This is a genomic window from Gemmatimonas sp. (assembly GCF_044376735.1).
Taxonomy (GTDB): Bacteria; Gemmatimonadota; Gemmatimonadetes; order Gemmatimonadales; family Gemmatimonadaceae; genus Gemmatimonas.
In genome coordinates, this window is the sequence record NZ_JBILKJ010000076.1 from 1 (window position 1) to 13,441 (window position 13,441).

A 13,441-nucleotide genomic window follows, 5' to 3' on the forward strand; every position below is an offset into this window, starting at 1 on the left:
GCTGCGTGATCCACTCGTCGGAGGTCTCGAGGAACGTCGAGAGATCGTCGTTGGTCAGGATGGCGGGGGGGAGCGCTTCACCCCATCCGGTGATTGCGGCATGGCGCGCTGGCGTCATTGCACGGGGAGGTAGGACGTTCGTGATGGACCGCTGAACCGGCCTCGAACACTCGCAGGTGGAAGGCGAGCGGTCGAGCTGCTCCGTGAACGCTAGGGTCGCGATCGGACGGCCACAAGAACAGGTCCGGAACATTCGGTAACGGATTCCCGATGTAGCCAGCACGTGGGCGGCAAGGAAATACATTTGCCGCATGCCCACCCAACCGTATCTCCGACCCCGCTCGTCGACGCTCCGCCGCGCCCTGATGGCGGTGGCTGCGAGCCTTCTCCCGATGGCCGTGCAGTCCCAGACGCCGGTCGTCTTCGTGCACGGCAACGGCGACCATGCCGGCCTCTGGGACAACGTCATCTGGCGCTTCGAGTCCAACGGGTATCCCGCATCGCGCCTGTTCGCGGTGGACTTGCCGAACCCGTCGGCCTCGAGCACGCTTTCGGCGGTGGAGCTCAACCGCTCGACCCCCGAGGAGCAGACGGCGGCACTGGCGGCCTTCGTGACCCGCGTGCTGCTCACCACGGGCGAGAAGAAGGTCGCGCTGGTGGGGAGCTCGCGTGGCGGCATGACGATCCGCAATTACGTGCGCTTCGGCGGCGGTGCCGCCCATGTGTCGCACGTGATTACCGGCGGGACGCCGAACCATGGGGTGTTCGCGATCCCCAGCGTGCAGCCCGACGGCGAGTTCAACGGCGCCGGGCGCTATCTGCGCGCGCTCAATAGCGGCAGCGAGGTCGTGCCCGGGGTGAAGTTCCTCGCCCTCCGCTCGGACTCGCTCGACAAGTACGCCCAAGCCGACGGTGCGGGGCTGGGCATGAAGGGGACGTCCACCAACGTGGATGCCACGGGCCCGGCACTGCGCGGCGCGCTGAACGTGGTGCTGCCCGGCACCGATCATCGCGAAGTGGCCTTCGGCCCGGCCGCCTTTCGGGCGCAGTACCGCTTCATCACGGGACGCGCGCCGACGCAGATGGACATCGTGGCCGACAGCGTGGCGGTGCTCGAGGGGATGATCAGCGGCTACACGAATGCGAGTCCGACCAACCTTCCGCTCGCAAACGCGGTGATCTCGGTGCATACCGTGGACGCCGCCACCGGACAACGCCTCGGCGCGCCGGCGTATCGTGCGGTCACGTCGCACACGGGCCGCTGGGGGCCGTTCCGCGCCTCGCCGAGCGCGCGCTACGAGTTTGAAGTGGCGAGCCCTGACAGCACGGTGATTCTGCATGTGTTCCGCCTGCCGTTCCCGCGCTCGAGCCGCGTCGTGAATTTCCGGTTTCCCGCCCCACCGGCGGCGCGCCCCGACAGCGTGAGTGTGCTCATCATGCGTCCGCGCGGTTACCTGGGATTCGGTCGTGACACCGTGGAGTTCGACGGCACGCGCGCGGCCGGCATCCCGCCCGGCGTGCCCACCGTGGACCGCGCCATTCGCTGGTTCGGTGCACGCGAACCGGTCTCGGTGCGCACGCGGGTGAATGGCGAGACGCTCGTGGTCCGTACGCAGCCCGGCGACAAGCGGCGCCTGGTGTCGGCAGAGTTCCAGCGGGAGTAGCCCGACCGCAACGGCAACAGCAACAGCAACCGCCGGAACACGGATCTACGGAAACAACACGAACAACGCACCGATAAGCGAAACGGCGCTGAGAACATTCTTCTCAGCGCCGTTGGCTTATCCGTGTTGGTTCGGTGTAATCCGTGTCATCCGTGTTCTGGCCGTTGCGATCTCAGTGTCAGCCGTGCCGATCCTAGAACCGGCGCGACAGCTGCACCGTGATGAACTGCGGCGCCCCGGCAATGAACGTTGGGATGCCAAACGCGCCGCCAGTGTTGCCGGCATCGATGATGTACTGCTGGTTAAACAGATTCCGCGCAATCACCGTGAACTCCGTGCGATCGTCGGGCAGGCGCAATCCCGCGCGCAGGTTGAACAGCAGCTGCCCCTTCTCCGAGATCGCCGGCAAGTTCGTGTCTTCAAAGAACACCTTGCCGCGATACGTGGTGTTGGGCGCCATGTACAGCTGACCGAACTTTCCCTTGGTCGCGTCAATATTGAGGCCGGCCGAGTAGCTGTGCATCGGCGTGAGCCGGAAGCGGTTGCCGGCGCGCGCTTGCTTGTTGCCGTTCGCATCGGTGCTGTCGAACTTCGCGTCGGTGTATCCCACCGTGGCGAACACCGAGGTGTGCGCGTTCACCTGGCCACGCACGCTGCCCTCGAAGCCCCACGCCTTCGCGCGGCCGGCGTCGAGCGTTTCGTTCACGAGTCCGGTCGGCGTGAGCCGCGTGATCGACGTCTGGAAGTTGTTGTAGCGGTAGTTGAACGCGCTCACGTCGAACTGGGCGCGGCCACCGGCGAACTGTCCTTTCAGGCCACCTTCGGTGCTCAGCACCGTCTCTTCGCTCAGCGTGCGCACACCGGCGGCATTCACGACCACCACGTTCGGGCGACGCCCCTTCGAGTATGACGCGTAGCCCATGAAGTCGCGGCCGAAGTCGTAGTTCGCGATGGCGCGGCCAACCGCGGAACGGAACACGCCGGTGCCTTCCTTTCGGCCGTTCGTTGGCGCGAACAGGTTGTTCGGCGCGGCGCGCAGCAGCGCACCAAGGGAACCCGGCGTCGCACTGTTCTTCACCTCGTACGCGTTCTCGACCTGCTCGTACGTACCGCGTACGCCAGCGGTGAGGCTGAGGCGTGAGATCTTGTACGTGGCGTCGGCAAAGACCTCGGCCGCCGTGGTCTGCCCGAAGTTCGTGTACTGCTCGGTGTGTGACGTCTTGAACGGCAGGCCCGTTTGCGGATTGTTTACGATGCTCAGATTGGCCAAGCCGTTGGCGTTCACAATCGGCTGCCCGGTGAGCAGCGCGAAAAGGCTGCGTTCGTCGGTGCTGAACGGCACGCGCTGACTGCCGCGCTCCCAGAAGCCGCTGGCGCCGGCGAAGCCGGTGAGCTTGCCGCCGTTGTCGTACGCGAAGCGCACTTCCTGGCTGGCCTGACTGCCTTCCGCCACTTCACGGAACTGCAGCACCGGCGCCAGCGTGCCGTCGGCGTCGAACGCCTCGTCGCTGTAGAAGCGGCGGCCAGCGGAAATGCTGGTCAGCGTCCACGCGGGCGACAGCTGCTGATTGTACAGCAGCGTGAGGCCACCGACCTGTCGGTCGATGCTGAGCGAGTCACCGCCGTTGAGGCCGGCGCGTGCGAACGGCGTGGCGTCGCCGCCCGGCGGTGCGAAGCGCGTGCTCTTGAACGCGGTGCCCGGGGAATCATCGGTTTGGGCATTCGCGATGATGTCGAGCGTGGAGGTCGTGGTCGGCAGCCAGCGCAGCGAGGCGCGCAGGGCGCCGGTGTTCTTGCCGTTCAACGTGCCGCCGGCCGCGTTCGTCATGAAGCCGTCGCGCTTGTTGTAGATGGCGGCTACGCGTCCGAACAGCTTGCCGTCCACCAGCGGCGCGTTCACCATGGCGTTCGCGTACAGCTCGTTGAACGTGCCGCCGCCGATCGCTACCGACGACTCGCGCTTGTTCACGGCCTTGTTCTGAATCACATGCACCGCGCCGATCTGCGCGCCGCGGCCGAACAGCGTGCCCTGCGGGCCCTTCAGCACTTCCACGCGCTCGAGGTCGAACAGCTCGACCACGGAGCCGCGGGACTTGGAGATCGACACGCCGTCCTGGAACACCGACACGCGCGGTTCTACGTAGCTCGTGCCGTCGTCGGAGGTGATGCCGCGAATCACGAAGCCCGGGTTGTTCGGGCTCTGCAGCTGCACGTTGAGCCCCGGCACGTACGCCGAGAGGGCGTCGAACTGCTGAATGCTCTGCTTGGTGAGGAAGTCGGCGGTCAGTGCGGTCACGGCCACCGGCACCTCCTGTACCGACTCGCTGCGCTTCTGTGCGGTGATGGCCACCTGCTGCAACGTGTTGGTCGAGCGCTTGAGGACGAGGTCCCCGCGCGTGGTCTGACCGGCGACAATCGAAAGCTGCAGGCTATCCGGCAGCAGACCGATCGCGCGCGCGACGATCCAGTACGAGCCGGCCGGCAGCTCGCCGATCTGATAGCGTCCGGAGACGTCCGTCGTGGCGCGGACATTGCGGCCGCTCACCGAGATCGTCGCCCGCTCAACGGGGCGGTTGCCGTCTGCGGAGGAGACGACGCCGGCAACGGTGCCGACGGACTGTGCCGAAAGAACGGCGGGTAACGCGAGGGAAAGTGCGGCCAGCGAAAGTGGCCCGCCGGTGCGCGGCCACGACGTCTTCATGTTGATCATCAGATGCTCACGGTGTTGAGGAGGGACAACACCGAGAGAACGCCGGCTTCTGTCACGCTTCGGCGACGGAATGCGTCGTGGTGCGGTAACGCCTCCGCGACGATCGGGGGCGCGGCCACAGCCACCGTCATGGCAACCGCAACCGCAACAGAGAAAAGCCAGAACACGGATGACGCGGAGCACACCGAATCAACACGGATAAGCAAACTGCGCGGATCACGATGAAGCGCTTTTGGCTTATCCGTGTCGTTTCGGTGAATTCCGTGGTCTCCGTGTTCTGGCTGTTGCCGTTGCCATTGCCGTTTTCCCACGCCCGCACGGATGGCGCACCCCTCGCTGCCGGTGCTACAATCGAGGGTTCGCCGAACCTCCACCTCGTCCCGCGCCACATGTCCCAGCTCCGCCCACGTTCGCTGCCGCGATGGCTTGCCGCCGCGGCGGTCGCCTTGACCGGCGTCACTTCGGCTCTCCACGCCCAGGCACCCGACGCCCCGTTCCTGCGTGTCCGCGTAGATGAGGCCCGCAATCGCGCCTTGCTCGACATTCCCGCGGGGCAGATGGGGAAGGATTTCCTGCATCAGGTCACGCTCACGACCGGCCTCGGGCAGGCCAACGGCCCTGGTCTCGATCGTGCCCAGATGGGGCAGAGCGTCGTCGTGCGCCTCGAGCGGCGCGGTAACCGCGTGCTGCTGGTGCGGGACAACTGGAGCGCGCGGGCACCCAACGGCGACGCCGGCAACAAGCAGGCAGCGTCCGACGCCTTCCCGCGCTCGGTGGTGGCCTCGTTCACGGTGGATGGCGAGAAGGACGGCGTGACCACCGTCGACGCCACGTCGCTCTTCCTGTCCGACGCCTACGGCGTGGCCGACGCCCTCCGCGGCGGTGCCGGACCCGGCGGCGTGGGCGCCGGCGGCTCGGCCGGCGCGTATCGCGTGGATGCCGCCCGCAGTTGGCTCGATACCGCGCGCACCAAGGCCTTTCCGAAGAACGCCGAAGTGCACGCTGTGCTCACCTTCGTGAGCGATGCCCCCGGCGGCCTCGCGCGCCGCGCGGCGCCCGACCCGAAGGCGATGACCTTCGAGGAGCACCACTCGCTGGTGGTGCTCCCCGACCCCACGAGCTACCGGCCGCGCAACTTCGATCCGCGCTTCGGCTACGGTGGCACGCAGTTCGCCGATCTGTCGCAGGGCTTCGACGGCACCTATCGCTCGGGCTTCATCAACCGCTGGCGACTCGTGCCCAAGGACCCGGCCGCATACCGTCGCGGCGAGCTGGTAGAGCCCGTCACCCCGGTCACGTACTACCTCGACCCCGGCGTGCCGCCGCAGTATCGCGAAGCGCTGCGGCAGGGCGGTAACTGGTGGGCCAAGGTGTTCGAGGCGGCCGGATTCAAGAACGCCTTCCGCGTGCTCGACCTCCCCGCTGGCGCCGATCCCATGGACGCCCGCTACAACATGCTCATGTGGGTGCATCGCTCCGGCCCCGGCCCGAGCGTCGGCCCCAGCTATAGCGACCCGCGTACCGGCGAAATCATCCGCGCCATGGTGCGCATGGACGCCTGGCGGTCGCTGGTCGACTACAACATCTGGGCCGGTATGGTGCCGGCTGCCGGTCCGCGCGGCCCGAACGTGGACGCCGAGACGTTCGCCATGTCGCGCCGTCGCCAGCACGCCGCCCACGAAATCGGACACACGCTCGGCCTGTCGCACAACTACATCGCGCACTCGCAAGGCCGCACGTCGGTGATGGACTATCCGTACCCGCTGATCACGCTCGGCGCCGACGGCACCCCCGATCTGCGGGACGCGTATCGCAAGGGCCCCGGCGCGTGGGACACGCTCGCCATCAAGCTGGGCTACACGTGGTACGCCGACAGCGCGTCGGAAGCGAAGGGGCTCGACGCGATCATGAAGGATGGTCTCGCGCGGAACGTGCGCTTCATCAACGACCAGTACGCGAGCGCCAACGGATCCATTCCCGAAGTGACGCGCTGGGTGGAAGGGGCCACGATGTTCGACGCCGTGGAACGCACGTCGAAGCTTCGTCGCGTGTTGATGGACAAGTTCGACGAGCGCGCGATCAAGCCGGGCGAGCCGATGGCGCTGCTCAACATGCGCTTCGCGCACGTGTACCTGCATCACCGCTACTCGCTGGAAGGACTGGCGAAGAACGTGGGCGGGATGGACTTCACGTTCACGCTGCGCGGTGACGGTCAGACGCCCACCACGATCGTGCCTGCCGCCACGCAGCGCCGCGCGCTGGCGATGGCGCTCGACGCCATTCAGCCGAGCGAGCTCACGGTGCCCGAGCGGGTGCAGAAGATGATCCCGCCCGCGCCTCCGGGCTTCAACGCCGACATGACGTGGATCGACAGCAACGGCGGCACGACGTTCGACGCCGTCACGCTGGCCGGCGGCCTTGCCACGGAAGTGGTCGGCTATCTGCTCGACCGCGAGCGGCTCGCGCGCGTGGTGCTCATCGCCGGTCGTGACAACGATGCCCTCTCGCTCGATGAAGTGCTGCGCACCGTCGTGCAGCGCACGTGGGGCAGCCCGCCCGCAACCGCAGTCGCCGAGAAGGCCGTGCAACGCGCCGCCCAGCGCGCCGCCGTGGATGCCGTTCTCGACCTCGCCGGCGACAAGCGCGCCATGCCTGACGTGCGCGCCGCCGCGCTCATGCATCTGAAGGCGCTCGATGCACAGCTCGCCAGCCTGACATCCACTGACTCCGCCATGCAAGCGCATGTGGCGTCGGCACGCCACGACATCGCGCGCTTCATGGACGGGAACGACGACCCGGCGGCGCGGCCGCGGTTCCCGGTGATCATCCTGCCGTGGCCGTGATTGGCTACACACGAACGGCGCCAAGAGTGAACGGTGCCAAGAGTGAACCGCGCTAAGAGTGAACCGCGCTAAGAGTGAACCGCGCGAAGGTGACAAGCGCTAAGAGTTGACCGCGTGAACAACGAACTGCGCCAACAGCCCAGAGCTCAGCTGTTGGCGCAGTTCGCCGTTCCGCCCGTAATTCTTAGCGCCCCTAACTTTCGCGCCGTTTACTCTTCGCGCCGTTCACTCTTGGCGCCCTTCACTCGTAGCGCCGTTCATCTATAGCACCACCCGTCTCCCTCGTCCTTCATGAGCTCCGCGCCTTCTTTTATTCCGCTCGCCTTCGAGCGTCTCACGCCCGACGACTCGCTTGCACGCGCGCGCGCCTACTTCGCGCAGATGGATCGGCGCCGAACGACCCGGCACTTCAGCACCGACGGCGTGCCCCGCGAACTCATCGAACTGGCGATCCGGACCGCTGGCACCGCGCCCAGCGGCGCCCATCAGCAGCCATGGACCTTCGTGGCCGTTTCCGACCCAGCGCTCAAGCAGCAGATCCGCGAGGCCGCCGAAGCCGAGGAGCGCGCGTTCTATGCCGGACGTGCCACCCCCGAGTGGCTCGAGGCCTTGGCCCCGCTCGGCACCGACGAGCACAAGCCGCACCTCACCGATGCGCCCTGGGTGGTCGTGCTCTTCCGGCAGTCGTACGGATTCTTCCCTGATGGCGAGAAGCGCACGCACTTCTACGCCCAGGAGTCCTGCGGCATCGCCGCCGGGTTCTTCATCTCGGCCATTCACGACATGGGACTCGTCTGCCTCACGCATACACCGAGTCCGATGGGGTTTCTCGGGGAGCTCCTGCAGCGCCCAGCGAACGAGAAGGCCATGCTCGTTATGCCCGTCGGGTATCCGGCTGCTGATGCCGCCGTGCCCGACCTCTCGCGCAAGCCGCTCGACGCGATCGCGGTATGGAAGTAGCAGCCCCCGTCCACACCGCGCCGCCTCGCATCGGCGTCGCCGTGATGGTCGTGCGCGACGGCCACGTCCTCATCGGCCGTCGACTGAGCGCCTCCCACGGCCATGACACGTGGCAGTTCCCGGGCGGCCATCTCGAGTTCGGCGAATCCATCGCGCACTGCGCGCTCCGCGAGGTGGCCGAGGAAACCGGACTCGAGGCGGTTGTCACCGGCTACGGTCCGTACACCAACGACATCTTCGTGGACGAGGGGAAGCACTACGTCACCCTGTTCGTGCTCGCGACGGCTCCCGTGGGGCAGCCGCAGGTGATGGAGCCGGAGAAGTGCGCGGAGTGGCGCTGGTGTGCATGGGACGCCCTCCCCGCACCGCGCTTCCTGTCGATCGAGCATCTGCTCGCGCTGGGATATCGTCCGCCATCGGTCTGATCCCGGCGACGAGGAGAGGGGGTTGTGTTCAGGCTAGTTGACGATAAGCTGGTATCGATATCATCATCGCCTACCCGGACAACCCATGGCTCCCCATACCAACGCTGCCCGACCCCGTGCTCGCGGTCTGTGCCACCGTGGCCTGCGCCCGCTTGGCCTGCTCGTTGCCTTGCTCGCCGCTACCCGCGCCGATGCCCAACCCGCCGTGAGCGCGCCGCTCGCCATTCGCGGCCGCGTGGTCGATTCCGCCTCGTCGCCCGTGTCTGATGCCGTGGTCTCGGCCGCCGATCCCAACGGGCGATCGGTCGGGACGCGCACCGACCAACAGGGGCGGTTCGTCCTCGTCCTCGCCGGTCGGGGGCGCTACATCGTGCAGGTCCGCGCTCTTGGTTTCGACGCGGCCACCCAGACCATCAACGCCCGCACTCCGGAGGACGAGTCCCTTCTCATACGCCTGCAGCGCGCCCGCGCGCTGTCAGCGGTGCAGGTGGTTGGCGCTGGCGCCCAGCGTACGCGCCAGTTGTCGGCGAACGATCTCGCCGGATCGGTCTCGGTGCTCTCGGGTGAGCAGATCGCCCGCGAGCAGGTCAGCTTCGCGCAGGAATTGCTGAAGAAGGTCCCCGGCGTGTATCGCGCCGAGTTCAATCAGGGCATCGTGGCCGGCGACATCGGCGTGCGCGGCTTCAACACGGAGTCGGACATCGCGAGCACCAAGCTGCTGATCGATGGCATCCCATCGAACCTGAACAGCGGGGTGAGCGAGATGAACGCGCTCTTCCCCCTCGAGATCGCCCGGATGACCGTGGTGCGCGGCACCAACGACCCCCGGTACGGTCTGTTCAATCTCGCCGGCAATGTGTCGGTCGAAACGCAGCAGGGCGGCTCGTATCTCACGTCGCGCGTGCAGACGGGAAGTTTCGGCACACGCGAAGCTCAGCTGCTGGCGGCGCAGACGTACAAAGGCTTTTCGCAGACGCTCTTCGGTGGTATCCGGGAGAGCGACGGGTATCGCGACAACGCCGCGCTCGATAAGTGGTCGGCATCGGGCAAGTGGTTCTATACGAGCCCCGGCGAGCGCGTACGCGTCGGGGCGATCGCCCGCATGCACCGGCTCGACACCGAAGCCCCGGGCTATCTCACACAAGCCGAATCGCGGCGTACGCCTCGCTTTTCCCCGGCCTTCTCGTCGAGTGACGGCGGCACGGTGGAGTCCGACCACGGCAGCGTGCACGTGGACGTTCGCCAAACCGCGACCCTCGACTGGTCCCTGAAGGGCTACTCGCAGCGCTTCGACCGTGTGCGGTTCGTGCGCTTCACGGCAGCCGGCCTGCAGCAGGAGCGCGTGGAAGACGAGCGGCAGACGGGGCTGATCGCGCAGATCACGTGGCGTCCGGCGTCGCTGACCTCGTACGCCGTGGTCGCCTCGGCTGGTGCCGACGTGCAGCAGCAGGAGAATGTGCAGCAGCGATTCCGCTCGGTGAGTCGCGTGCGGCAGGCCGCGCTGCGCGACTATGCCTTCTCGCTCGACAACCAGGGCGGCTTTGCGCAGCTCGCCGCTTCCCCGATCGATCGCCTCCAGCTCACGATGGGCGTGCGCGTGGATCGCTTCGCTGGTGACTTCGTCAATCGGCAGACGGCCGCCACGATTCCCGTGTTCGACTACGGCACGGTGACGCAACCCAAGGCGAGTGCCACGCTTCGGCTCACCGATCGGGTCAGCAGCTACGCCAACATCGGGCGGGCCTTTCAGATTGGCACCGGCATCGCCGCGTACGGCGTTGCGCCGCTGGCGGCCTCCAAGAACGATGGCGTCGAAGCCGGGTTCATCGCGCGTCCGGCGGCCAGCGTCTCGCTGCGCGCGGGCGTGTGGCAACAACGCGCCTCCGATGAGGTGCGGCTCAAGTTCGACAACTCCGGCGATTCCGAGAACATCGGTCGCACGGAGCGCCGCGGCATCGATGCCGAGGCAGCGTGGCAGCTGTCGAACCAGGTGCGTCTCTGGGGATCGGGCACATCGCAGCGTGCCGTCCTCGTCGAGCCGGGCCGAGCGAACGCCACGGCCGCCGGGAAGCTGCTGAATCACGTGCCCGAGTGGACCGGCAAGTACGGTGCGGACTGGTCGCCGGCGCGCGGTGTCGCACTCTCCGCTTGGGGCTATGCGCAGGGGGACTATCATCTCACACCGCAGAACGACCGCGGTCGGTGGGGCGATATTCACACGGTCAACGCTGATCTTTCGTGGCGCTGGCGGGCGGCTGCGGTTGGTGTCGGTATCACAAACCTCTTCGATCGCTACACCGAGTACGTCTGGTGGGACGGCGCGCAGACACTGCATTCACCGGGAGCCGGGCGCGCGCTGTTCCTGACGTTCACCGTCGATCGATGAGTGATGTGCGCGCGCACATGACCGCCGCGCGATTCGACGCGATCGACGCGCTACGCGGCCTCGTGATCGTGCTGATGGTCATCGACCATGCCCGCGAGTACAGCGCGGGCACCGGTCGCGTCGCCGATCCGATGCAACTGAGCGACGTCACACCGCTGCTGTTCGCGATGCGCTGGATCACGCACTTCTGCGCGCCGGTCTTTACGCTGCTGGCCGGCATGTCGGCCGGTTTTACTGCGGCTGACGATCACGCCGACCCACAGCACTCCGACCGAGGGCGCGCCGCCCACCTGATCACGCGCGGGTTGGTCCTCGTCCTGCTCGAGTTCACGGTGGTGCACTTGGCATGGACGTTCTCGTTCGTCTGGCCCATGCGCTACGCGCAGGTCATCTGGGGACTCGGGGTGAGCATGATCGTGCTTGGCGTCCTGCAGCATACCCCGCGACTGTTTCGCCTGCTGCTCGGTGTCGCCTGCGTGGCCGGCCATAATCTGCTTGACTCATGGCATCCCACGGAGCCGGCGCTCCTTCACTGGCTTTGGGCCGTGCTGCACGACCGTCAGGTCATGCCGCTCTGGGGTGACCTGACCGTGCGTACGTCGTATCCCGTGCTGCCGATGATTGGGCTGATGCTCGTCGGTGAAGCGGTAGGGCGGTGGTATGCGCGCACCGCACCCGAGACGCGCGTGATGTGGCTGACGCGCGCCGGCGCGTTGTGTCTTTCGCTGTTCCTCGTGCTGCGCCTGACCAATGTTTACGGTGATCCGCACGACGCCGTGTTCACCGGGCAAGCGCTGCACGATGCGATGGCGGTGTTGAACGTGACCAAGTACCCGATGTCCTTCGCCTTCGTGCTGATGACGTTGGGGCCGGCGCTGCTGCTGCTTGCCCGATGGGATCAGGCGATACCCCGGTGGGCCGCGCCGCTGCGCACGCTCGGCAGCGTCCCGATGTTCCTGTACATCGCGCACCTGTACCTCCTGCACGCGACCGCCTTGCTGTGGGCCGTGCTCGACGGCGCAGCGCTCGAGACCTTCGATTTTCGTACTACCATCGGGGGGATGCCAGCCGGATTCGGTTTCCCCCTGTGGGTGACGATCCCGTATGCGCTGGTGATCGTGCTCCTGCTGTGGAAGCCGGCGCAGTGGTATGCCGCACTGCGCCGCTCCAAGCGCTACGCCTTCACGCGTTTCGTGTGAAGGCGTAGCGCGCGAGCACCCGTGTCAGTTCCGGTCGTCGTCCGCGGCGGCCGACCCTGAGGTCGCCGCGCCCGGTGTGGCGCCCCCCTTCGTCGTGTACGCGGCGGCCGCACCATCGCGATAGACCAGCTGGCCCCCCGTGTGTCCCACGTTGTAGCCGAAGCCGAGCACGGCGAGCGTGCCCCCGGCGGCCACCACCCGGGCGGCTGAACCGACGCTGCCGCCCACGAAGCCGACGGCGGCGATGGCCAGCACCACGCCCGTGGCCCAGATGAAGGCGTCGGCCGCTTCCTCGTGTGGACCGATCGCCTGCTCGGCGACGACCTTCTCGACCGCGTCTTCCTCGTCCTCCCCCGTTTCCTTGGCAAGCAGGCCACTGCCCAGTGTCAGCGCGATCATGGCGGTGGCAAGCGCCCACACCGGGAGGACGCGGCTGCCGCGCCGGATGGCGATCAGCGCCCCGAGTCCGAAGAGGGGCAAAAGCACAGTCATCGCGATCGGCAGGTGCACGATCAGCGGATGCAGCGGCGTCGGAAGGAAATCCATCCTACGTTCCTGTGAAGTGGGGATGACATCGTCTTCCCTGCATCATCATACGGATCGTGGCCGTGGCGTATCCGGCAATTGCCTACATGGGCATGCGATATTCGCCGGAGCGGGGTGAATTCCGGGCGGATCGGGGGGATCCGGATGGCGAGGCGCCTTCGAACGCGCTGCGCGGACGTTGTGCTACGGGACGACGACGGTCCGAACGGGCGCCTGATGTCGGTCGAGGGCGTCGAGGACCGCGTTGATGTCGCGCGCCTGCAGCGGCACGGTATGCGTGACGACGTCGGTGAGGTCGAGCACGCCGGCGTCCGCCATGCCGACCAGTTCGTACAGCTCGCTCAACAGGTGGTCATTCGAGCCGATCAACTCCGCCTCCCGACCGATGAGGTCGCGATAGGTGTCGACCGGCAGGTCGATGTCGGACAAGCCGACCACGACCGCGCGCCCCAATGGCGCGAGAGATTGCAGCGCGGTCCGCATGGTGTCGGGCTTGCCGACCAGCTCCAGCGCCACGTCGACACCACGCCCATTCGTCATGGCGCGCACCTGCGCCACGACCTCAAGGGGGGTGAGATCCGTTGCCTGAATCGTCCGCGCGCCGAATCGTTCGGCCAGCGCCAGCTTCGCAGCGTCGCGGTCCACGGCGATCACGTCGGCGGCACCGAGGGCGCGGGCGAGCTGCACGGCCGACATCCCCAAGCCCCC

Annotated in this window: 9 protein-coding genes and 1 pseudogene; 6 read left to right on the forward strand and 4 right to left on the reverse strand. The window is 67.1% G+C overall.

The features are described 5' to 3' along the window. Positions 1-118: pseudogene (locus tag ACIRA7_RS10885) on the reverse strand (3-oxoacyl-ACP synthase); the annotation flags it as partial. Positions 119-311: 193 nt separating this feature from the next. On the opposite strand from ACIRA7_RS10885, the gene ACIRA7_RS10890 reads away from it, so the two are divergent. Then, entirely contained in the window at positions 312-1,664 is a 1,353-nt protein-coding gene (locus tag ACIRA7_RS10890) for an alpha/beta fold hydrolase (protein WP_396220866.1), read from the forward strand. A 193-nt stretch (positions 1,665-1,857) separates the two neighbouring features. Here ACIRA7_RS10890 and ACIRA7_RS10895 read toward each other — a convergent pair whose 3' ends face one another. Beyond that, positions 1,858-4,374 carry a TonB-dependent receptor gene (locus ACIRA7_RS10895; RefSeq protein WP_396220867.1) on the reverse strand — a complete coding sequence of 839 codons (2,517 nt, stop codon included), beginning with the start codon at positions 4,372-4,374 and terminating at the stop codon, positions 1,858-1,860. A 389-nt stretch (positions 4,375-4,763) separates the two neighbouring features. On the opposite strand from ACIRA7_RS10895, the gene ACIRA7_RS10900 reads away from it, so the two are divergent. The 5 genes from ACIRA7_RS10900 to ACIRA7_RS10920 all read left to right on the forward strand — a co-directional run bounded on the left by ACIRA7_RS10900 (position 4,764) and on the right by ACIRA7_RS10920 (position 12,187). Continuing rightward, complete coding sequence (locus ACIRA7_RS10900; RefSeq protein WP_396220868.1) at positions 4,764-7,217, forward strand: zinc-dependent metalloprotease; 2,454 nt, start codon at positions 4,764-4,766, stop codon at positions 7,215-7,217. 291 nt (positions 7,218-7,508) lie between these two features. Next, positions 7,509-8,177 carry a nitroreductase family protein gene (locus tag ACIRA7_RS10905; RefSeq protein ID WP_396220869.1) on the forward strand — a complete coding sequence of 223 codons (669 nt, stop codon included), beginning with the start codon at positions 7,509-7,511 and terminating at the stop codon, positions 8,175-8,177. Beyond that, a complete protein-coding gene (locus tag ACIRA7_RS10910) occupies positions 8,168-8,602 on the forward strand; it encodes an NUDIX hydrolase (RefSeq protein ID WP_396220870.1) in 435 nt (144 codons plus the stop codon). Before ACIRA7_RS10905 ends, ACIRA7_RS10910 begins: the two co-directional genes overlap by 10 nt. Positions 8,603-8,687: 85 nt before the next feature. Further along, a complete protein-coding gene (locus ACIRA7_RS10915; protein WP_396220871.1) occupies positions 8,688-10,988 on the forward strand; it encodes a TonB-dependent receptor in 2,301 nt (766 codons plus the stop codon). Then, on the forward strand, positions 10,985-12,187 hold the full coding sequence (locus ACIRA7_RS10920) for a DUF1624 domain-containing protein (protein ID WP_396220872.1): 1,203 nt from the start codon (positions 10,985-10,987) through the stop codon (positions 12,185-12,187). Before ACIRA7_RS10915 ends, ACIRA7_RS10920 begins: the two co-directional genes overlap by 4 nt. Positions 12,188-12,211: 24 nt before the next feature. Here ACIRA7_RS10920 and ACIRA7_RS10925 read toward each other — a convergent pair whose 3' ends face one another. Then, positions 12,212-12,733, reverse strand: coding sequence for a hypothetical protein (locus ACIRA7_RS10925; RefSeq protein ID WP_396220873.1), 522 nt, complete (start codon positions 12,731-12,733; stop codon positions 12,212-12,214). Positions 12,734-12,916: 183 nt separating this feature from the next. Next, positions 12,917-13,441 (reverse strand): zinc-binding dehydrogenase (locus tag ACIRA7_RS10930; RefSeq protein WP_396220874.1); only part of this gene is annotated, 525 nt, incomplete at its 5' end.